The organism is uncultured Croceicoccus sp., assembly GCF_947496385.1.
GTDB lineage: Bacteria > Pseudomonadota > Alphaproteobacteria > Sphingomonadales > Sphingomonadaceae > Croceicoccus.
Genome location: NZ_CANMCP010000004.1, coordinates 339,030 through 358,921, shown reverse-complemented (window position 1 = coordinate 358,921; position 19,892 = coordinate 339,030). Strand labels below are relative to the sequence as shown.

The 19,892-nt window shown below is 66.5% G+C and carries 23 protein-coding genes and 1 tRNA gene; 10 read left to right on the top strand and 14 right to left on the bottom strand.

Annotated features, from left to right (window positions below; all coding sequences use genetic code 11):
• Positions 1-323 precede the first annotated feature (323 nt).
• Entirely contained in the window at positions 324-2,135 is a 1,812-nt protein-coding gene (locus Q0897_RS09395; protein ID WP_299309086.1) for an ABC transporter ATP-binding protein/permease, read from the top strand.
• Between the two features lie 100 nt (positions 2,136-2,235).
• On the opposite strand, the gene hslU is transcribed toward Q0897_RS09395, so the two are convergent.
• The 3 genes from hslU to bamE all read right to left on the bottom strand — a co-directional run bounded on the left by hslU (position 2,236) and on the right by bamE (position 4,720).
• The gene (hslU, locus tag Q0897_RS09390; protein WP_299309084.1) at positions 2,236-3,540 is read right to left on the bottom strand and encodes an ATP-dependent protease ATPase subunit HslU; all 1,305 of its coding nucleotides are present in this window, start codon (positions 3,538-3,540) and stop codon (positions 2,236-2,238) included.
• Between the two features lie 14 nt (positions 3,541-3,554).
• Positions 3,555-4,133: an ATP-dependent protease subunit HslV gene (hslV, locus tag Q0897_RS09385; protein ID WP_202086819.1), complete on the bottom strand. Its 579-nt coding sequence runs from the start codon at positions 4,131-4,133 to the stop codon at positions 3,555-3,557.
• A 65-nt stretch (positions 4,134-4,198) separates the two neighbouring features.
• Positions 4,199-4,720 (bottom strand): outer membrane protein assembly factor BamE, encoded by a 522-nt coding sequence (gene bamE, locus Q0897_RS09380; protein ID WP_299309081.1) that lies wholly within the window; start codon positions 4,718-4,720, stop codon positions 4,199-4,201.
• 254 nt (positions 4,721-4,974) lie between these two features.
• Between bamE and Q0897_RS09375 the strand changes: the two genes are divergently transcribed.
• Together Q0897_RS09375 and Q0897_RS09370 are read left to right on the top strand one after the other, a co-directional pair.
• Positions 4,975-5,481: a ubiquinol-cytochrome C chaperone family protein gene (locus Q0897_RS09375; protein ID WP_299309080.1), complete on the top strand. Its 507-nt coding sequence runs from the start codon at positions 4,975-4,977 to the stop codon at positions 5,479-5,481.
• Positions 5,478-6,008 carry a DUF177 domain-containing protein gene (locus tag Q0897_RS09370; protein ID WP_299309079.1) on the top strand — a complete coding sequence of 177 codons (531 nt, stop codon included), beginning with the start codon at positions 5,478-5,480 and terminating at the stop codon, positions 6,006-6,008. The genes Q0897_RS09375 and Q0897_RS09370 overlap by 4 nt, the downstream gene beginning before the upstream one ends.
• Before the next feature lie 34 nt (positions 6,009-6,042).
• Here the strand turns inward: Q0897_RS09370 and ssb are convergent, their stop codons facing one another.
• The 5 genes from ssb to Q0897_RS09345 form a co-directional block, all read right to left on the bottom strand.
• Positions 6,043-6,591, bottom strand: a complete 549-nt coding sequence (gene ssb / locus Q0897_RS09365; protein ID WP_299309078.1) for a single-stranded DNA-binding protein — start codon at positions 6,589-6,591, stop codon at positions 6,043-6,045.
• A 24-nt stretch (positions 6,592-6,615) separates the two neighbouring features.
• Complete coding sequence (locus Q0897_RS09360; protein ID WP_299309076.1) at positions 6,616-8,466, bottom strand: ferrous iron transporter B; 1,851 nt, start codon at positions 8,464-8,466, stop codon at positions 6,616-6,618.
• A complete protein-coding gene (locus Q0897_RS09355) occupies positions 8,463-8,774 on the bottom strand; it encodes a FeoA family protein (protein WP_299309074.1) in 312 nt (103 codons plus the stop codon). Before Q0897_RS09355 ends, Q0897_RS09360 begins: the two co-directional genes overlap by 4 nt.
• 61 nt (positions 8,775-8,835) lie before the next feature.
• Positions 8,836-9,495: a COQ9 family protein gene (locus Q0897_RS09350; RefSeq protein WP_299309072.1), complete on the bottom strand. Its 660-nt coding sequence runs from the start codon at positions 9,493-9,495 to the stop codon at positions 8,836-8,838.
• A complete protein-coding gene (locus Q0897_RS09345; protein ID WP_299309070.1) occupies positions 9,492-10,094 on the bottom strand; it encodes an ankyrin repeat domain-containing protein in 603 nt (200 codons plus the stop codon). Before Q0897_RS09345 ends, Q0897_RS09350 begins: the two co-directional genes overlap by 4 nt.
• Positions 10,095-10,201: 107 nt before the next feature.
• Between Q0897_RS09345 and Q0897_RS09340 the strand changes: the two genes are divergently transcribed.
• Genes Q0897_RS09340 through Q0897_RS09315 form a run of 6 tightly spaced genes read left to right on the top strand, consistent with a single transcriptional unit; the run spans position 10,202 to position 14,235 of the window.
• Complete coding sequence (locus tag Q0897_RS09340) at positions 10,202-10,876, top strand: SCO family protein (RefSeq protein WP_299309068.1); 675 nt, start codon at positions 10,202-10,204, stop codon at positions 10,874-10,876.
• Positions 10,864-11,367: a YcgN family cysteine cluster protein gene (locus tag Q0897_RS09335; RefSeq protein WP_299309066.1), complete on the top strand. Its 504-nt coding sequence runs from the start codon at positions 10,864-10,866 to the stop codon at positions 11,365-11,367. Before Q0897_RS09340 ends, Q0897_RS09335 begins: the two co-directional genes overlap by 13 nt.
• The gene (locus Q0897_RS09330; protein WP_299309065.1) at positions 11,364-12,125 is read left to right on the top strand and encodes a SprT family zinc-dependent metalloprotease; all 762 of its coding nucleotides are present in this window, start codon (positions 11,364-11,366) and stop codon (positions 12,123-12,125) included. Before Q0897_RS09335 ends, Q0897_RS09330 begins: the two co-directional genes overlap by 4 nt.
• Positions 12,094-12,660, top strand: a complete 567-nt coding sequence (locus Q0897_RS09325) for a hypothetical protein (RefSeq protein ID WP_299309063.1) — start codon at positions 12,094-12,096, stop codon at positions 12,658-12,660. The genes Q0897_RS09330 and Q0897_RS09325 overlap by 32 nt, the downstream gene beginning before the upstream one ends.
• On the top strand, positions 12,653-13,627 hold the full coding sequence (ribD, locus tag Q0897_RS09320; protein WP_299309111.1) for a bifunctional diaminohydroxyphosphoribosylaminopyrimidine deaminase/5-amino-6-(5-phosphoribosylamino)uracil reductase RibD: 975 nt from the start codon (positions 12,653-12,655) through the stop codon (positions 13,625-13,627). The genes Q0897_RS09325 and ribD overlap by 8 nt, the downstream gene beginning before the upstream one ends.
• Positions 13,612-14,235 carry a riboflavin synthase gene (locus tag Q0897_RS09315; RefSeq protein ID WP_299309061.1) on the top strand — a complete coding sequence of 208 codons (624 nt, stop codon included), beginning with the start codon at positions 13,612-13,614 and terminating at the stop codon, positions 14,233-14,235. The genes ribD and Q0897_RS09315 overlap by 16 nt, the downstream gene beginning before the upstream one ends.
• On the opposite strand, the gene Q0897_RS09310 is transcribed toward Q0897_RS09315, so the two are convergent.
• Positions 14,232-15,404, bottom strand: a complete 1,173-nt coding sequence (locus Q0897_RS09310; protein WP_299309110.1) for an aromatic amino acid transaminase — start codon at positions 15,402-15,404, stop codon at positions 14,232-14,234. The two genes, Q0897_RS09315 and Q0897_RS09310, sit on opposite strands and share 4 nt — an antisense overlap.
• Before the next feature lie 121 nt (positions 15,405-15,525).
• Positions 15,526-16,308, bottom strand: a complete 783-nt coding sequence (locus tag Q0897_RS09305; RefSeq protein WP_299309109.1) for a DUF1134 domain-containing protein — start codon at positions 16,306-16,308, stop codon at positions 15,526-15,528.
• A 373-nt stretch (positions 16,309-16,681) separates the two neighbouring features.
• On the opposite strand from Q0897_RS09305, the gene Q0897_RS09300 reads away from it, so the two are divergent.
• Positions 16,682-16,773, top strand: a tRNA-Ser gene (locus Q0897_RS09300).
• A 270-nt stretch (positions 16,774-17,043) separates the two neighbouring features.
• Here the strand turns inward: Q0897_RS09300 and Q0897_RS09295 are convergent.
• The 4 genes from Q0897_RS09295 to Q0897_RS09280 all read right to left on the bottom strand — a co-directional run bounded on the left by Q0897_RS09295 (position 17,044) and on the right by Q0897_RS09280 (position 19,772).
• Complete coding sequence (locus Q0897_RS09295; RefSeq protein WP_299309060.1) at positions 17,044-18,321, bottom strand: DUF418 domain-containing protein; 1,278 nt, start codon at positions 18,319-18,321, stop codon at positions 17,044-17,046.
• Positions 18,322-18,391: 70 nt separating this feature from the next.
• Entirely contained in the window at positions 18,392-19,024 is a 633-nt protein-coding gene (locus tag Q0897_RS09290; protein ID WP_299309058.1) for a hypothetical protein, read from the bottom strand.
• Positions 19,021-19,323 carry a PadR family transcriptional regulator gene (locus tag Q0897_RS09285; protein WP_366519918.1) on the bottom strand — a complete coding sequence of 101 codons (303 nt, stop codon included), beginning with the start codon at positions 19,321-19,323 and terminating at the stop codon, positions 19,021-19,023. The genes Q0897_RS09290 and Q0897_RS09285 overlap by 4 nt, the downstream gene beginning before the upstream one ends.
• 110 nt (positions 19,324-19,433) lie before the next feature.
• Entirely contained in the window at positions 19,434-19,772 is a 339-nt protein-coding gene (locus Q0897_RS09280; RefSeq protein ID WP_299309056.1) for a hypothetical protein, read from the bottom strand.
• Between the last annotated feature and the right edge of the window lie 120 nt (positions 19,773-19,892).

Below are 19,892 nucleotides of genomic sequence, written 5' to 3'. Positions count from 1 at the left end.
CCCCGCTAGAGAGCGTCTCGCCGTCCGGTGAGAGGGCATATATGGGGCACTCTCGATTCGGTCAACACATGGATTACGGAAATATTGCACGGATTTTGAAAACCCAACATTTCCAATGTCTTAGGGCCTGAAAAAAGTTCCATTCGATACCGGTTCGGGCTTTTCCTGCGCGCTCCGGATCATCGACCGGAGGCCGGCATCGCCGGTAAACTGGCGGAAAAGCGCGGCTCACTCCGATTCCCGCGAATCCTCCGCACATTCGAATCGCGTGCCGGTAGTGACGCCGCCTGTTCATTCCGGTGCCGTTCCCTACATTGCCTGCCATGCCACCAGACAATGTTTCCGCCCGCGACCTGAAGGACAAAGCCGACTGGGGAACGCTGCGGCGCTTTCTGCCCTATCTCTGGCCGAGCCATGATGCCGCGCTCAAACGCCGGATCGTCTTTGCCATGGTGTTCGTCCTGCTGGCCAAGGCGACGACCCTCGCTCTCCCCTTTGCGTACAAGCGCGCGGTCGATTCGATGGCGACGCCCGCGAACGAGGCCGCGATGGTCGCCATGGCGTTCGTGCTCGCCTACGCGCTCGGCCGGTTCGCCAGCGTGGCGTTCGACAATATCCGCAACATCATCTTCGAACGCGTAGGGCAGGACGCCACCCGCAGCCTGGCGGAGGATGTCTTTGCCCGGCTCCATCGCCTTTCGCTGCGCTTTCACCTGTCCCGCCGCACCGGCCAGGTGACCAAGACGATCGAACGCGGAACCAAGAGCATCGATTCCATGCTCTATTTCCTCCTGTTCAATATCGCGCCGACGGTGATCGAGCTGATCGCGGTGGCTGTGATCTTCTACCTCAATTTCGGGTGGGGTCTGGTGCTGGCGACGGGCACGACCGTGGTCGCCTATATCCTCATCACCCGGTGGATCACCGAATGGCGCACGAAACTGCGCGCCGAAATGAACGAGATGGACGGCCGTGCCCTGTCGCGCGCGGTTGATTCGCTGCTGAATTACGAGACGGTCAAATATTTCGGGGCCGAGCATCGCGAGCAGGAACGCTATGCCGGGGCCGCGCGCGCCTATGCGCAGGCGGCGCTGAAATCCGAAAACTCGCTGGGTCTGCTCAATATCGTGCAGGCTGCGATCATGAACCTGCTGATGGCGGCGGCGATGGGCTATACCGTGTGGGGGTGGAGCCGCGGGGAGCTGAGCACCGGCGATCTCGTCTTCGTGAATACCTATCTGACGCAGCTGTTCCGCCCGCTCGACATGCTGGGCTGGGTCTATCGCACGATCCGGCAGGGCCTCATCGACATGGCGGAGATGTTCCGGCTGATCGACACGCCGGTCGAGGTCGCGGACAAGCCCGGCGCGCCTGCCATCCATGTGGCCCGCGCGACGATCGCCTTTGACAATGTGCATTTCGGTTACGACCCCGACCGTGAAATCCTGCACGGGCTGAGCTTCGAGGTCGACGCCGGCGAGCGGATCGCCATCGTCGGACCGTCGGGCGCCGGCAAGTCCACGATCGCGCGGCTGCTGTTCCGCTTCTACGATCCGCAGGACGGCCGCATCCTCATCGACGGACAGGACATTCGCGACGTGACGCAGGAAAGCCTGCGCCGCCAGATCGGCATCGTCCCGCAGGACAGCGTGCTGTTCAACGAAAGCATCGGCTACAATCTCGCCTATGGCCGCGAAGGTGCGACGCAGGACGAGATCGAGGCCGCGGCACACGGCGCCGCCATTGCCGAATTTATCGAACGTCTGCCATCGGGGTACGACACGGAGGTCGGCGAACGCGGGCTGAAACTGTCGGGCGGGGAGAAGCAGCGCGTCGCCATCGCCCGCACGCTGTTGAAGGACCCGCCGATCATCCTGTTCGACGAGGCGACCAGCGCACTCGATTCGCGCACGGAACAGGACATATTACGCACCATGCGGCGGATCGCGCGGCATCGCACGACGCTCACCATCGCGCACCGGCTGTCCACCGTGGTCGATACCGACCGTATTCTCGTGCTCGACCACGGGCGCCTCGCCGAAAGCGGGAGCCATGCACAATTGCTGCGCCATGACGGGCTCTATGCCGAAATGTGGGCGCGGCAGGCCGCCGATAGCCAGGAAGAGCCGGCCTGAGCGCACAGGCGCACCCGACGCATGCGCAAACTCGGCACGAAAACGGCGCCATCCCCGCTTCGGAGATGGCGCCGTCTTCCTTGCAGCGAATGCTACGCCGTCAGAGGATATATTTCGACAGATCGCTGTCCTGCGCCAGTTCGGCGAGCCGTTCGCGCACATAGTCGCGGTCGACCGAAACGGTGGAACCGCCGCGCTCCTCCGCATCGAAGCTCACTTCCTCGAGCAGCTTTTCCATCACCGTCGACAGGCGGCGGGCACCGATATTCTCCACGCTTTCATTCACCTGCGCGGCGATGGTGGCGATCTCGCGGATTGCCTCCTCGCTGAAATCAAGAGTCACGTCCTCGGTCCCGATGAGCGCCTTGTACTGCTGCACCAGATTGGCGCGCGTCTCGCACAGGATCCGCACGAAATCCTCTTCGGTCAGCGCCTTCAGCTCCACCCGGATCGGCAGGCGCCCCTGTAACTCCGGGAGCATGTCGCTGGGCTTCGACACGTGGAACGCGCCGCTGGCGATGAAGAGGATATGGTCGGTCTTCATCGGACCGTACTTGGTCGAAACGGTCGTCCCTTCGATGAGGGGAAGCAGATCGCGCTGCACCCCTTCGCGGCTGACCTGCCCGCCGCGATTGTCGGGCACGGCGATCTTGTCGATCTCGTCGAGGAACACGATGCCGTTGGTTTCGGCATTCTGCAGCGCGACGCGGGCGACGTCGTCCTGATCCATGCGCTTTTCCGATTCCTCGTCGACCAGCTTGTCCCAGGCATCGGCGACGCGCAGTTTCCGGCGTTTCAGCTTCTGTCCGCCGAACGCCTTGCCCATCATGTCGGACAGGTTGATCATGCCCACATTGCCGCCCATGCCGGGCAGCTCCATGTTCATCGCGGGCTGGTCCTCCACCTCGATCTCCACCTCGGTATCGTTGAGATGGTTGTCGACGATCCGCTGCCGGAAGCTTTCGCGGGTCGCCTCGCTGGCGCTGTCACCGACGAGCGCGTCGAGCAGGCGCTTCATCGCCGCAGCCGACGCCGCATCGCGCACCGCGTCGCGGCGGCGGTCCTTTTCAAGGCGGATCGCTTCCTCGGCAAGGTCTCGGGCGATCTGTTCGACATCGCGCCCGACATAGCCGACCTCGGTGAACTTGGTCGCCTCGACCTTGACGAAAGGCGCATCGGCCAGTTTCGCCAGACGGCGGCTGATCTCGGTCTTGCCGCAGCCGGTGGGCCCGATCATGAGGATGTTCTTGGGCGTCACCTCGTTGCGCAATTCCTCCGGCAGGCGTTGACGCCGCCAGCGATTGCGCAGGGCCACGGCCACGGCGCGCTTCGCATCGGTCTGCCCGACGATATGTTCGTCGAGCGCGGCCACGATGGCCTTCGGGGTGAGATTCGTGTTCGTCATGGTTTCGGGGGTTCTCATTCGCCGACGGCCTCGACCGTCACATTGCCATTGGTAAAGACGCACACGTCCGCGGCGACCTCCATCGCGCGGCGGGCGATCTTTTCCGGGTCCTGCTCATAATCCGACAGCGCTTTCGCCGCGGCGAGCGCGTAATTGCCCCCCGAACCGATCGCGGCGATCCCGCCTTCGGGTTCGAGCACGTCGCCATTGCCGGTGATCACCAGCAGCACGTCTTTATCCGCGACGATCATCAACGCTTCCAGATTGCGGAGATATTTGTCGGTCCGCCAATCCTTGGCGAGTTCGACCGCGGCGCGCATCAATTGCCCGCGATATTGTTCGAGCTTGCGTTCGAGCCGTTCGAACAGGGTGAACGCATCCGCCGTCGCGCCGGCAAAGCCCGCGATGACCTTGCCCTTGTCCGGGCCGCCCTCGCCGATGCGGCGCACCTTGCGAGCGTTGGGCTTCATCACCGTATTGCCCATCGACACCTGCCCGTCGCCCGCCACGATGGTGCGGTTGCCGCGCTTGACGCCGATGATGGTGGTTCCGTGCCACGGCACCAGGCCGTGGGCTTCGTCATGTGATCTCATGCCGGCGATATGGGTGGAGCCGCGCGCGGTTCAACCGCGCGCGGTCCGCATATCGCGCCGCAGCCTCAGGGAGGGCCGCCGCCCGCGCCCGGCCCCGCACCGGGAAGCCCGCCGGCCCCGACCGAGCCGATATTGCCGAACAGATCCTCGAAAAATCCGCGATCGCGGCCGAGCGTCGGCGTGGTCTTGTTATCGGGATTGATGTCGCGCACCAGATCCATGCCGGTATTGTCGACCCCCAGGACATTGCCCGACGGATCGAACCGCACGCGCAGGACCCGGTGTTCCACGATATGCGAGCCGCCGAAAATCTCGCGCTGCTGCGCGCTGGTCACGTAATACCAGGTGTTGTCGCCGAACTGGCTGGTAAAGCTGGGCCGGCCGAGCGTGCCTTCGACCGAGCGGGCATTGTCGATGCCCGGCTGGATCGACTGCGTGAGCGCGACATCGCCGACATAGCCGCGCCGGTCGCGAATGGCGGTGCACCCGCCCAGCATGGCCGGTGCGACGAGCGCGAGGACAAGCGCCCTGCTGGCCATCCTGCCGGCGATGGAACGGCGCGATGCGGTGCCGGAAGTGAAATTCATGTGCTCAACGCGCCTTTTCGTCATACTGCCGGGTCAGCGCAAATGGCTGCGCGCCCACGTTGTCATGCCCGCGTTTCGACCTATATCGGCCGGACGGGCGCCGAACCCTTACGGAACGCGGGCGAAGCGCACAAGACCGTGCGATACGCACGCGCCGCCGGTTCCCTCGATCGGGACGGGAATTGGGGTCCATGCGTTTAATCGGCGCTGAACGGCCCCGCGGCGGCGCCCGCGGCACATCGAAGGAACGACCCATGCTATCCCGTCTTTTCAAGCGTCAGCGCGCCATCGACCTCACCGATTTGTGGCACCGCATCGTCGCCATCGCGCGCGAGCCGCACTGGTACGCGTCCGACGGGGTCGCCGATACGGTGGAGGGGCGATTCGACATGATCAGCGCGGTCATGGCGCTCGTCATGATCCGGTTCGAGGACGAAGGCGCCGCGCAGCACGCCGCGCGGCTCACCGAGTTGTTCATCGACGACATGGACGGACAATTGCGCGAAGCCGGCGTCGGCGATCTCGTGGTGGGCAAGCGCATGGGCAAGCTGATGGCCGCGCTTGGCGGGCGGATCGGCGCCTATCGCGAAGGGTTGTCTCATGCCGACGACGACGCGCTGGCGCAGGCGGCCCGGCGCAACACGACGATGATCGACCCCGATGACGACGGCACGCGGATGGCAGCGGGGCTGCGGCGATTGATGGCCGACATCCGGGCGGTGGAGATGGAAGATTTGCTGAAAGGAAATATCGCGCGATGAGCGAGAGCATACCGTCCGAAATGCCGCGCTGGGTCGCGGTGCAGCAGGCCGATGGCCGCATCGTCGAAATCACCGCGAAGCCGGAGGAGCGGAGCGCGCTCGCAAAGCGTTTCGGCATCGTGTCTCTCGATTCGCTCGTCGCGCGGCTCAGCCTCGAAACCGATGGCGGCGTCGTGGAGGCGCGCGGGCAGTTGAGCGCCGCCGCCACGCAGGCCTGCGCCGTGTCGGGCGAGGATCTGCGCACGAAGATTTCCGAACCGCTGCATTTCCGCTTCGTGCCCGCCAGCTCGCAAATGCCGGACGAAATCGAACTCGAAGCCGACGAGCTCGACGAGATCCCCTATGACGGCGACCAGTTCGACCTGGGCGAGGCCGTCGCGCAAAGCGTCGCGCTCGCCATCGATCCGTTCGCCACCGGGCCGGAGGCGGACCGGGTGCGCGACGCGGTCGGGCTGGACGAGCCGGAACGGGAAAACCCCTTCGCCGTGCTCAAGGGCGCGGTATCGAAGGGGTCTTCAAAAGACTGAAATGACCGGGGTGGCCGTGCGGAGCGGCCCGCGATCAGAACGGGATATCGTCGTCCAGATCGTCGTAGCCACCGCCGCCGCCCTGGCCGCCGCCGAAACCGCCGCCCGAACCGCCCGCGGAGCCGCCGCCCGATCCGCCCTTGTTCCAGCCGCCGGATTGCCCGCCGCCGGAACCGCCATCATATCCGCCGCCCGACTGGCCGCCGCCCCAATCGCTGCCGCCGCCCCCGCCCGACTTGCCGTCGAGCATGGTCAGCGTGCCGTTGAATCCGCGCAGGACGATTTCGGTGGAGTAGCGGTCATTGCCCTGCTGATCCTGCCATTTGCGGGTCTGCAGCTGCCCCTCGACATAGATCTTGCTGCCCTTGCGCAGGAAGCGTTCGGCGACGCTGATCAACCCCTCGGAAAAGATCGACACGGTGTGCCACTCGGTCTTTTCCTGGCGCTGACCTTCGCGGTCCTTCCAGTTTTCGGTGGTGGCGAGGCGCAGGTTGCACACCTTGCCGCCGTTCTGAAAGCTGCGAACCTCCGGGTCGGCGCCCAGATTGCCGATCAGCATGACCTTGTTGAGACTGCCTGCCATAAATTCCTGCCTTGAATGCTTGCGTCAGAGCCCGGCCGCAACGGCGAGCCAATAGGTGATTCCCGCAAAGATGTAGGCGAGCGCGAACAGATATGCCAACATGAACACCGGCCATTTCCACCCATTCGTTTCCCGCTTCGCCACGGCGATGGTGGAAAGACACTGCGGCGCGAACACGAACCAGGCGAGAAAGGCGAGCGCGGTCGGCAGGCTCCACCGGCTCGACAGCCGGTCGGTGAGCGCCATGGCGGTTTCCTCCTCGTCCCCGCTGTCGACGGCATAGGTCGTGGCGAGCGAGGACACCGCCACCTCGCGCGCGGCCATCGCGGGGATGAGCGCGAGCGCGATGTCGCGATTGAAGCCGATCGGTTCGACCACGACGTAAAGCCCGTCCGCGATATGGCCCGCGATGCTGGCATCGACCTGGCTTTCACCCGGTTCTGCCTGCGGAAAGGAGAGCAACAGCCACAGCACCACCGTCGCGGCAAAGATGATCGTGCCCGCCCGGCGCAGGAAGATCCACGCGCGTTGCCACAGGCCGAGCGCGATGTCCGACAGGCGCGGCCATTGATAGCGCGGCAATTCCATGATGAAGCCGCTCGCCGCGCCCTTCGCCACGCTGCGCCGCAGGATCAGCGCGACGACCATCGCCCCGACGATCCCCGCGACATAAAGCGCGAACAGCACCAGCCCCTGCAACCCGATCCCCGGCCCGACCGAGCGGGCCGGAATGAACGCCGCGATGATCACCGCATAGACCGGCAGCCGCGCCGAACACGTCATCAATGGCGCGATGAGGATCGTGGTCAGCCTGTCCTTCGGATCGGAGATCGAGCGCGTCGCCATGATCCCCGGAATGGCGCAGGCGAAGCTGGAGAGCAGCGGAATGAAGCTGCGTCCCGAAAGGCCGACGCCGGCCATCATCCGATCCATCAGGAACGCGGCGCGGGCCATGTATCCCGTCGCCTCCATCAACAGGATGAAGAAGAAGAGGATCACGATCTGCGGCAGGAACACGACGACCGAGCCGACGCCCGCCAGCACGCCCTCGGTAATCGCGTCACGGATCAGCCCGTCGGGCAGGATCGCGGCGACCCGCTCGCTCACGAAACCGACACCGGCCTCCAGCCCGTCGGCAAAGGGCGTCGCCCATGCGAACACGGCCTGAAACACCACGAACAACAGGGCGAACAGGATGACCGGCCCGATCCAGGGATGCAGCAGCACCTTGTCGAGCCCGCGATGCATGCGCCGCGTGCGCGTTTCGGATACCAGCGCGCGCTGTGCGATGGCGTGGGCGCTGACGCGGCGCTCGGTCATGTCGAGATCGGCGGCGAAAAAGGGCGCCTGGTGCTTTTCGTTGACGGCGCGCTGCAACGCATCGGTCAGCGCGTCCAGTCCGCGGCGGCGCACCGCCACCGTTTCCACCACCGGCACGCCGAGCGCTTCGCCCAGCGCCTTCGCATCGAGCACCAGCCCGTCGCGCTTTGCAAGGTCGACCATGTTGAGCGCGACGACCACCGGCAGGTCGAGCGCGATGAGTTCCTGCGCGAAGACGAGATGCTGTTCCAGATTGGCGGCGTCGACCACGATGACGAGCGCGTCGGGTCGGCGCTGCCCTTCCTGATCGCCGAGGATGACATCGCGGGTCACGGCCTCGTCCGGGCTCGACGGGTCGAGCGAATAGCTGCCGGGAAGGTCGACCAGCTCGACCGGTTCGCCATTGGACAGCGCCATGCGGCCCGCCTTGCGCTCCACCGTGACGCCGGGATAGTTCGCGATCTTCTGCCGCGCACCGGTGAGCGCGTTGAACAAGGCGCTCTTGCCCGCGTTCGGGTTGCCGACCAGCGCGACGGTGCGGATGGGCCGGCTCATGCCGCCGCGTCCGCGCCAATGGCGAGCTTTGCGCCTGCATCCGCGACCGCCTCGACCCGAATCGCCTCGGCATGGACGCGCCGCACCGCGATGGTCATGCGCCCGATTTCCACCGCAAGCGGATCGCGCCCGGCAAAAATGCCCCGATGCGCGAGCTTTACCGTGGCGCCGTCATCGATGCCCAGCGCACGCAGGCGTCGCGCCTCTTCGGGCGCGAGCGTGTCCCAGTCCACCGCGACGATGCGCGACACGCTGCCCAGCGGCCTTTCGGCCAGCGTCTCGTTTCGTGTTTCGAACCCGTTGGTCATGGTCCGCCGGTCGCACAAAGCGCCGCTCTTTGCAACTAATTCTCAATAAAGCATGCGGCCGTCAACGCGAGGGATACCGCAGCCGTCCGAGCATGCGGAGCGGGCTGAACCGTTCGCGATCGGGATTTTGCCATTTGGCCTTGGCTTTCTCGAACTCCATCACGCCGTCGATCCGGCGGTCGAGAAAGGCGCGCGTGTCGGCCTGTCCGTCGCTGTCGTCGTCGGCGAACACGGTGAGCGTCGCGGCGTAGATCGAGGCCAGGATCGCGCGTTTCGTGTAATGGTTGTAATCGGTCGCCGTGTCGCCTGCCATGCGCCACATGAGGTCGGCGCTGCTCCACCCCAGCCGTGCCGAGCGGGCGAGGTTTTGCGGCATGGCCATGATCGTCATCGCCCGGCGCAGCGATTCGCGTTGCGGCAATGCGGCGTCGAGCCGGAACATCACCAGCTTATGAATACGGTCGCGAATCTTCATCGCGGCGAGTTCGGCGGGGTTCAGCTCCTCGGCCATGCGGCGGTCGATGGCGCCGATCCATGCCGCGATCATGTCCATCGCGCCGCCCGGAAACGCGAGCCGCGCCACCGCCGGGTCCATGCCCTCCATCTCCGCCGCGGCGACGAGCGCGGTATCGCTCCACCCGTCGAAAATCGCCGCGTCGGCAATCGCGGGGGCCAGCGCGATGGCCAGCGCGTCGAGGGTCAGCGTATCGGCGTCGATCACAGGCTGGGTCCGTAGGTCTGGGAGTTGCGGGCGGCGCTGTCCTGCCGCTCGATCAAAGCCAGCACCGGGTTGCTGCGCCCGGCGAGCGTTGCGTAATCGCGCGCGCTGCGGCCCGACGAATCGGCGCGGTCGGGGTTCGCCCCGTTGTCGAGCAGGATCTTCGCAAGATCGGCATCGCGCAGATGGGTCGCCACGATCAGCGGGGTTTCCCCCGTCGCATTCGTCTCGTTCACGTCGGCGCCTGCCTTGGCCAGCATTTCCACCCCTTCGAGAAAGCGCAGCGAGGACGCCATTTCGAGCGGGCTGATCCCCTTCGCATCGCGCACGTTTGGGTTGGCCCCCTTGTCGAGCAGGAAATCGAGCCAGGTCCGGTCCCGCCGCGCCACCACGATATGGAGCGCGGACCGCCCCGTGCCCACGTCGCGGGTATTGACCAGCGTGCTGCCCGGTTCGTTCAATGCGGCGATCGCGGTTTCGCCGTCGCGCTTCTCCACCGCCTCGAGGAAACGATAGCCTTCGGAAAATTGCGCGGCGGCCGGGCTCGCCGACAGGCACGCCGCCGCCGCCGCGGCCAGAACGGTGAAAAGACGTGTGTTCATTCCGGTTCGTATCCCTGACATATCCTGATCCGGCGGTTGTATCGGGCGTGCTCTACCCTGCGCGCGATGCGCGGCGCTTTCACTTGCGTCTCATGCTTTAGCAGGACATGAACCGCCCTTCCATGCCCCATTACGATCGCACTCGCCGCCCCGCCCTCCCCCTGCGCGCCCGTCCGCGCCCGCGCACCATGCTGACCGGTGTTGCGCTTTCGCTCGCACTGGCGCTCGCGTCGTGCGGCTGGGGCGATGCGGGCGGGGATGCAGCGGAACCGCCGCCGCTGGCCGGTGCGGCCATCGGCGGCGATTTCACGCTTATCAATAGCGAGGGGCAGACGGTGCGCTGGGCCGATTTTGCCGGGCAATGGCGCATTGTCTATTTCGGCTACACCTTCTGTCCCGACGTGTGCCCCGTCGATGCGCAGGCGATCGGGCAAGGGCTGACCCTGTTCGCAAAAGAGGCGCCGGACCGCGCCGAACAGGTCACGCCGATCTTCATCACCATCGACCCGGAGCGCGACACGGCGCAAGCCGTCGGCGAATTCGTCGCCAATTTCCACCCGCGCATGGTCGGCCTGACCGGAACGGAAGAGCAGGTCGCGCAGGCCGCGGACGCCTTCGTGGTCTATCACGAAAAGGGCGCCGAATCGGCAGGTGGCGGCTATTTGATGGAGCATAGCAACGCGGCGATGCTGTTCGATCCCGACGGCAATCCGGTCGCGCTGCTCCCCACGAACGAGGGCGCCGCCGCGGTCGCCGAAGAGCTGGCTAAATGGGTGCGATGAACGACCCTGTCACTGGCGACCTGCCGTTCTGGGAAAAACCGCTCGCCGCGCTCGACGATGCGGAGTGGGAGGCGCTGTGCGACGGATGCGGCAATTGCTGCCTGCACAAGCTGGAGGATGCCGACACGGGCGAGATCTACCCCACCAATGTCGCCTGCCGCCTGCTCGACACGCAAAGCGCGCGGTGCACCGATTACCCCAATCGCAAGGCGAAGGTGCCCGATTGCCTGCAGTTGACCCGCGAAAAGGCGCATGACCTGCACTGGCTTCCCGACACCTGCGCCTATCGCCTGCGCGCGAATGGCGAACCCTTGCGCGAATGGCACTATCTGATCTGCGGGGATCGCGACGCGGTCCACCGGGCCGGGATTTCCGTCGCCGGGAAGGTCATATCGGAGGATGACGCCGGCCCGATCGAGGAACATGTCGTCATTCCCGGCTACGAACTCGTGCTTGCCCCCGATGGCGATACGGACGAGGACGGCGAATGAAGAGCCGCGCCCGCGCCGGGCTCAATGCCTTTCTCTCGCGCCGCGCGCCACCGGCGACGCAGATGCGCGGCACGGTAGATTTGCCCGATGGTCCCCTGCCGCTCGTCGTGCGCCGTCACCCGATCGCCCGCCGGATGACCTTGCGCCTCTCGCCCGACGGGGCGGAGGCGCGGGTAAGCATTCCACGCTTCGCCGCGCTCGACGATGGGGTTCGATTCGCGACGACGCGTGCCGACTGGCTCGCGGCGCAGCGGGCGAAACTGCCACGCCCGCTCGTCATCGTGGATGGCGGGACGTTGCCCTTTCGCGGGCGGGTTCTTCGCGTGACGCGCGATGCCGCCCGGCCGCGCCGTCCCGAGGTGGACGGTGCCGTGCTGTGGTGCGGCGGGCCGGTGGAGGGGATGGAGGGCCGTATCCGCCGCTGGCTGGAAGAGGAGGCGCTGCGGCTCATGACGGCCGACGTGGCGGATTTCTGCGCCCTGGCCGCGATCCCCGCCCCGGCGGTCAGGCTCAGCCGGGCGCAGCGCCGCTGGGGCAGCTGTGCGCGCGACGGGACGATCCGGCTCAACTGGCGGCTGGTGATGGCGGAGGACGCGGTGCGCCGGTCCGTCGCCGCGCACGAGGTCGCGCATCTCGTGCATTTCGATCATTCACCGGCGTTTCATGCGCTCCACGCCAGGATCTTCGACGGCGATCTCGCGCATGCGAATCGCTGGCTGAGCGAGCATGGGCGCACGCTCTACGCCGCGTTCGGCTAGGCCGGCGCATCGCGGATCACGCGGCGGGCTGGCCACGGCGCACCACAGCTCCTATCTTGGGCAGGACATGGCAGTTCAGAAAACAGGTCTTTCGCGATTTCTCTCCCTCATCAACCCGATGGGTGCGGTGCGGGATTTTCGCGGCGTGTGGATGGAGGAGAACCCGCATCGCTGGCGCTTTTTCGCGCTGGCGGCGGCGGTGACGGTCTGTATCTTCGGCACGATTTTCGGCGAAAGCTACCGGATCGAGCCGCGCGCACCCACCATCACCTACATCAACACGTTCGAGCCGGGCCGCTCCGACGCGGAAATCATCGCCTCCAATATCGAGAACCAGAAACGCAAGGATGCCTTGCGCGCCGAACGTGCCGCGCGCGAGGAGGAGATTCGCGAGCGTTACGAAACCGTCGCCCGCGTGTCCGGCATCGACGTGGAGGAAGCCCGCCGGCAGGGCGAGCGCGAGCGTGCCATGCGCGAAGCCCGCGAGGCGGAGGCCCGCCGCCGCGCGGTCGAGCGGGTCGAAAAGAATTTCTGATTCCCGCTGGCTCGATGCCGCGGCGCGGCTGGCGTCACGCGCCCGCCCGCTGAGCCGGCCCAACCCAGCCGTCGGGTGCATCCTCGTGCGCCATGGCATCGTGGTCGGGCGCGGCTGGACACAGCCGGGCGGGCGTCCCCATGCCGAGGCCGTGGCCCTGCGGCAGGCCGGCGACCGTGCGCGCGGGGCGACCGCCTATGTCACGCTGGAGCCGTGCGCCCATGTTTCGACGCGCGGTCCGGCCTGCTCCGCGCTCCTGATCGCGGCAGGCGTCGCGCGCGTGGTCGTGGGATGCGAGGATCCCGACCCGCGCACCGCGGGCAAGGGGATCGCCGCGTTGAGAGCCGCGGGCATAAGCGCCGCATCATGCACGAGCGAGGCTTCGCGCGATTCGCTTGCCGGCTATCTGATGCGCGGAGGCCGGGGGCGGCCTCTCGTCACGCTGAAACTGGCGCTGTCGCTCGACGGGTGCATCGCCATGGCCGACGGGAGCAGCCAGTGGATCACCGGCCCTGCCGCCCGCGCCCATACCCATCTGGTGCGCGCGTGCCACGATGCCATTCTGGTCGGCGGCGGCACTTTGCGCGCGGATGCGCCCCGGCTCGACGTGCGGCTGCCCGGCCTTGAACGTCGCAGCCCGGCCCGATGGGTGCTGAGCCGCGGCGACGCGCCGCCCGGATGGTCGGCCCTGCGCGCCGCGGACGATCTTTCGCCGCTCCTCCCCGCGCAATATCTCATGGTCGAAGGCGGGGCCAAAACCGCCGCCGCCTTTCTCGCCACCGGGCATGTCGACAGGCTGCTGATCTATCGCGCGCCGATCGTGATTGGCGGGGGCATGGCCGGGATCGGCGACATCGGGCTCGCCACGCTTGCCGATGCGCACGAACAATGGCGATTGCGCGACCGGCGCATGCTTGGCAAGGACACGATGGAACACTACGAACGGATCCCATGTTTACCGGCATAACCACAGCAATCGGCACGGTCGCGCGCGTTTTGCGCGATGGCGGCGATACGCGGCTTACCGTCGCGTGCCCCTTCGACCCCTCCGACATAGCGATCGGTGCGTCCATCGCCTGTTCCGGCGTCTGCCTGACCGTGGTGGATCGCGGCGGGGCGCCGGGCGATGCGTGGTTCGCGCTGGACGTGTCGGACGAGACGATTTCGCGCACCGCGCCCGGACAATGGCGCGAAGGGGCGCGGCTCAATCTGGAGCAGGCGCTGAAACTCGGGGACGAGCTGGGCGGGCATATCGTGACCGGCCATGTCGATGCGGTCGGCACCGTCGCCGTGCGCGAGGAACGCGCCGGCTCCATCCATTTCGAGATCGACGCCCCGCGCGACATTGCCGCCTATATCGCAGGCAAAGGCTCGATCACGGTCGATGGTGTCTCGCTCACCGTGAATGCGGTGGAGGATTTGCCGAATGGCGTGGCGCGGTTCGCGCTCAACATCATTCCGCACACGGCCGAGGTCACGACGCTGGGCGCGCGGCAGCCGGGCGACGGCGTCAATCTGGAGATCGACGTCCTCGCCCGCTACCTGCGCCGGATGCAGTCGCTGCGCGAAGCCTAGCCGCTCACCTTTGCGAGCGCGGCGATGAACCGGTCGATATTGCCGAGCGTCAGCCCGGCAATATTGATGCGCCCCGAACCCGCCATGTAAACGGCGTGATCCTTGCGCAGGGCCTGAATCTGATCCTTGTCGAGCGGCAGCATCGCGAACAAGCCATGCTGCTGCCCCAGCGGGGTGAGGTCGACCGAACCGGCGGTCCCCGCCTCGGCCAGCCGCGCGCGCACCTGCAGCATCCGGCGGCGCATGCCCGCAAGCTCGTCCAGCCATTCGCCGCGCAGCGTATCGTCGGCGACGATCTCGCGCACCACCGAACCGCCGTGATCGGGCGGCATGGACCATGTGGCGCGGGCAAAGGACGCGGCATTCGACATGATCCGCGGCAGGTGATCCGCCTCGGCCGCCTGTACGTAGACGGCGCCGACACGGTCGCGATAAAGACCGAAATTCTTGTCGCAGCTATAGGCGAGCAGGGCTTCAGGCACGGCCTTCATCACGATGCGCACGCCCTGCGCATCCTCTTCGAGACCCTCGCCCAGCCCCTGATACGCGAGGTCGAGGATGGGCAGGATGCCTTTTTCGGCAATCATGGCGGCGATCTCGTGCCATTGATCGACGGTGTAATCGATACCGGTCGGATTGTGACAGCACCCGTGGAGCAGGAACGCATCGCCGGCATCCGCCTTCGCGATCGCATCCTTGAGCGCGTCCATGTCGGTGGCGCCATCGGCGGCGTGATTGAAGGTCGCGGCCTCCATGCCGATGTCCTTGAGGATCTGCGCATGGTTCGGCCAGCTCGGCGTGCCCATCCACACGCGCTTCGACCCCGCCGCCTGCGCCAGCGCCACGGCAAGCCGCACGCCGCCGGTACCGCCCGGCGTCTGCATGCCGTCGATGCGCTCGCTCTTCGCCATGTCATCGCCCAGGATGATCGGCATCAGGCAGCGCACGAAATCCATGCAGCCTTCGGGGCCGAGGTAAGCCTTGGAATCCTGCCGCTCGACCAGATCCCTTTCCGCGCCCTTCACCGCCGCGAACACGGGCGTCGCGCCATCGTCGGTGCGATAGACGCCGACGCCGAGGTCGATCTTCTCCTCGCGCGGATCGGCGGCATACATCTTGATCAGCGCCAGAAGCGCATCGGGCGACTGTTCGGGAAGATCGGCAAGCATCGGCATGGGTCACATCTCGCGGTCTGAACGAAGCGCGCATCGGGCGCCGGGTCGCCGTCTCATGCCGACCGCGGGACCGCGGGGCAAGCCTCAAGCGCCATCAATTTTTATTGGGGCGGTGTTAGAACGGGAACCAGCGATGCTTTTTGGAAAAGCGCAGATAGCCCGCATTGATCCCGAGCCTGACCCCGACGCCCATGCGAATGGGAATCAGCACCACATCGCCCTTGCGGACATAGCTCGCGTTGAAGCCGCCCACGACATAGGCCTGCCCCTCGCCGGCGGGATAGCGTTCGTAGAGATCCTCGCTGTCCCACAAATTATAGACGAGGATGAAGGTGGAGCCGGCATTGGCGCCCGCGTCGAACCCGATCGACGGCCCGGTCCAGTAGACCGGCTTCTCGCCCTCGACCTTGTGATACATCGTGCCTTCGCCATAGCGCAGCCCGACGGCAAAGGCGCCGCCCGCCTCGCGCCCGGTGATATAGGCGTTGGGCTCGCCCTGCTTGCTCAGGATTTCCTCGACCAGCTTGGCCAGCCCTTCGGCACCGCTGCCAAAGGCGCGCTCCGCCGCGCCGAGCACGTCGTCACGCTGATAGGTGGTGGCAGCCTGCGACGCCGCGGCGGGCGGCGTCGCGGGAGCCGGCTGCGGTCCGGGCGCGGCCGGCGCAGGGGCGGGCACGGTCGCGGGCTCTTCGCTGGGATAGACATAGTCCGACGCCGGCGGCGCCGCATACGGATCGGCATAGGGGTCGCCCGCCACGGGCGGCAATTCGCCCTGCGCGCCGGGCGCGGGAGCGGGTGCGGGTGCGGGTTGCGGCTGCTCCAGATCGCCGTCGATCGCGCGATTGGGATCGATGGTGGTGATCTGCGCCTGCGCCGCGCCGGCAAGACACAGCGCCATCGCCGCCACAGGCAGCGTTGCGGCGCGAAGCCATGGCCCCGACACCCGATACGATTGACCCGAAAAGCGTTGCATAAACCGTCCCATTGTCGTTTCCCGTCTGCTGCGGCGCAGTCCATCGACCGCCGCGCGCCTGCCGTGTCGAGTGCGCGATTGCACGCCCGATGGCAAGTCCGCAAGCTCCGCGCAAAAGGCATCGGGCGCCCTGAACCGACGGTTAATCCGGCCCCTGCGCGGCAATCGGTGCGCGTCGCGCCATGGCATGTTCGCCGGGGCTGCACTGCTGCGGCGATGCGGTTCGCCCGGCGATACGGCATTTTGCAACGGCGCCCCCTTGAAGCGGTCGACGGACCTCGTTATAGGGCGCGGTTCCGGAGACGTGGGTGAGTGGCTGAAACCAGTTCCCTGCTAAGGAACCATACTCTTTATCGGGTATCGAGGGTTCGAATCCCTCCGTCTCCGCCACCGGCCTTTGCATGGCTTTCCAACATCTCTCACAATCGCGCGGGATGCTTCCCAATTCGGCGGGTCCCGGCTCCGGAATCACTTGGTCCGGTTCGGCGCCTTGACCATCGGGCGCCTGTAAGGATGCGACAAGTCGGGGAGTAACCGGCCATCCCGGCTCGCAAGCCGCACAATGCCCAGCCTTTGAAATTTTCACCTGACTTTGCCTCGGCACTCTCTCGCCGCGATAAAGCTCGCGCGAACGGGTAACTTTCGCCAGGTGGCGAACCGCTAGCCGGGCGATGCGTCACGCCGGATCGGGAAGATGCGCGCGTAGGTGAGACACCGCCACACCCATTCGAGCGGACCGAAGCAATAGCGCGCCAGCCAGGCCGGCGACCAAGCCAGCATGATCGCCCAGGTCACCACCACCACGCCATACAATGCCGGCCGGTTCAGCTCGCCAAACAGGCCCAGCGCCCAGCCGTAGAACACGAACAGCATCAGGATCGAGGTGCCCAGATAGTTCGAGAATGCCATCCGCCCCGCCGCGGAAATGCGCGAGCCAAGCCAGCCGGTCGCGCGCGGTCCCCATAGCGACAGCAGCGCCGCCAGCCCCAGGACCATCGGCAGGCGCGGCAGGGCCGACGTCCCGTCGAGCGACCAGATCGCGCCCATATAGCTGAGCCCCTCGGCATGATTCCAGAGCCCGATCGCGAGCGTTCCGGCAAGGCCGACGAGCAGTCCGACCCATCCCCAAAGCGACTGCCGACGCGGATCGAGCCGCCCGTCGAACAGGCCGAGGCGGTAAAGCGCCATGCCGATCAACATCATGGGGATCGCTTCGAGCCCGTTCTGCACCCACGACAGCAGCGGCTGGACCCCGTGTTCGGTGACATTGTGCAGGACCCAACCGCCGTAATCGCCCGCCCGGATCAACACGCTTTCGATGCGGGAATCGGCGATCGCGGCGTCGCGCATTGCGGCGGCGAGGTCCCCCGTTCCATCCCGAACCGGGGCGATCCGTCCGGATGCGGCCGCATACACCCGCCCCAGAACCACGGTGTCCTTCAACGCGCCCAGCAGATAGACCGCGACGCCGACCCACAGCTGCGTCCTGGGCCGCCATCGCGCGCACAGCAGCGCGATGAGCCCGCAGGTCGCGTAAATCGCCAGGATGTCGCCCTTCGACAGAAAGAGAAAATGCCCATAGCCGAACAGGAAGAGCCAGCCGAGGCGGCGTGCCTGCAGCCAGCGCCCCTTCCCGCGTGCCCGTGCCCGGTCGAGGAACAGGATCATCCCTGCGCCGAACAGCAGCGTGAAAAGGCCGCGCATCTTGCCGTCGATCACCGTGAATTGCACGACCCAGAGCCAGTCCGAAAGCGGTCCGTGTTCGGTCAGGAAACCGCCCGGCCAGAGATAGGCGATCTGCGGCTGTCCGAAGGCGACGATATTGGCGGCAAGGATGCCCATCACCGCAATGCCGCGCATGAAATCGAGGCTCGCCAGCCGTTCCTGCCCCGTGGGCGGGGTGGGTCCGACGCGCGGCGCGATCCGGTCTTCGATCATGATGGCCTCTCCTCGTTGTCTCCTCGTGCCGCGCCCACGGGGCCGCCGGGAGAGATGGGTCTGAACCGGCCTAGGCCACGGCAGCATTCTCGCCATCATGCCACCGGCGCAGCAAGGCGATCGACAGCATCTCTGCGCACAGGGCGAGCAGGGGCAGTACCACGCAGGTGAAATCCGCGACCACGATGGCGGCAAAAAGCGCCAGCGTGACCGTGGCGGCGGCGCCTGCCCGCTGGATGGCGGCAGCCCTGTTCCAGTCGGCTTCGACCACGAACCAGGCAGACAGCATCAGACCGCCCACGCGCAGCAGCAGCAAGGTCGCCAACCACGGAACGGCGAAGGCGTTGCCCGCGTGAATGGTCGCCGGCAGGACGGTCGGCACCTTCGCGAAACGGGCAATGCCGTCCGCGTAGGGAGGCTCGACCCAAGGATAGCCCCACCACAACCCGGCCAGCAGGACCGCCGCCGCGGGCAGGATCAGCCCGAGCGCGAACGTGTAGCGTGACAGGGCAAGACGGCCCTCGTGATGGGCCGGCAATTCCCGCCACGCGGTCGCGAGGCAGCCGAACGCGAACGCCAAGCCCTCGCCGGCCTCCGCCGCCATGGCGAATTCGGCACGCATGGCCGCGGCCCAGTCGCGGCGATGCGGGCCCAGCCCCGCCAGGGCGAGCGTCATGACCGCGCGGGCGATCCCGCCGCTCATGCCTTTGCACCCACGAGGCCGGACGAATCGGGATCGTTTCTGGCCGCTTGTGCGAGCGCCACGCCGCGCGCCGTCAGGCGATAGGCATGGCGCGGGGGCCGTCCGGGCGCGGTCGGCTCGCACCATTCGGAGGCGAGCAGGCCGCGGTCGCTCATCCGCATCAACAGCGGGTAGAGCGAGCCTGACTTCAACCCGGTCAGCTTCATGAGATCATAGCCGTGGATCCGCTCGGGCGCCCGATCATACAGCGCGGCGAGAACGGCGAGCATTTGCGGAGAGGGGCGTCGGGAGCGAACCATGGCGCTAGACATATATATGTAGATTTATTGATGCAATCCTGTTTTCCGGCTGTGATCAACGATACCGGCATGACCGCGCGAACCGCGGGAAAGGCGGCAGGTTTTCGCTTCTATCCGGACATAGAAGGGGAAAGAACATTCGCGCTTAACCGTGCGAGTTCCGGTTGCATCGCGTCGCGCGAGAGTCCCGCAGTGATCGGCGAGATACGCGCGCGAAGCGTCAGGAAATTGGGCAGCCTGCCCATGAAGGTGCGAAGATCGTGGCCGGCCACATCGCCGATCCCGCCCAGCGCGTCCTGCGCGCGCAACGCGCGATAGCCCGCCGCCTGAGCCGGCGTGCGCAGCGCCCGGCCCGCGGCCTCGACCACATCAATACGGTGGCCAAGATCCAGCGACGCATCCGCTTCGGCCGACGCAATGCCGTCGAAATCAATCTCGTCGCGTTTCACAGGGCCGGGGCCTGCATTATGCGCAGCACCGACGGCCTGCCGTAGGAGACGCCGTACCCACATACGCGACACGCCTGTCGGTACGGACCGATCAGAGCGGCGAGGTCGTGCGACGCGTTG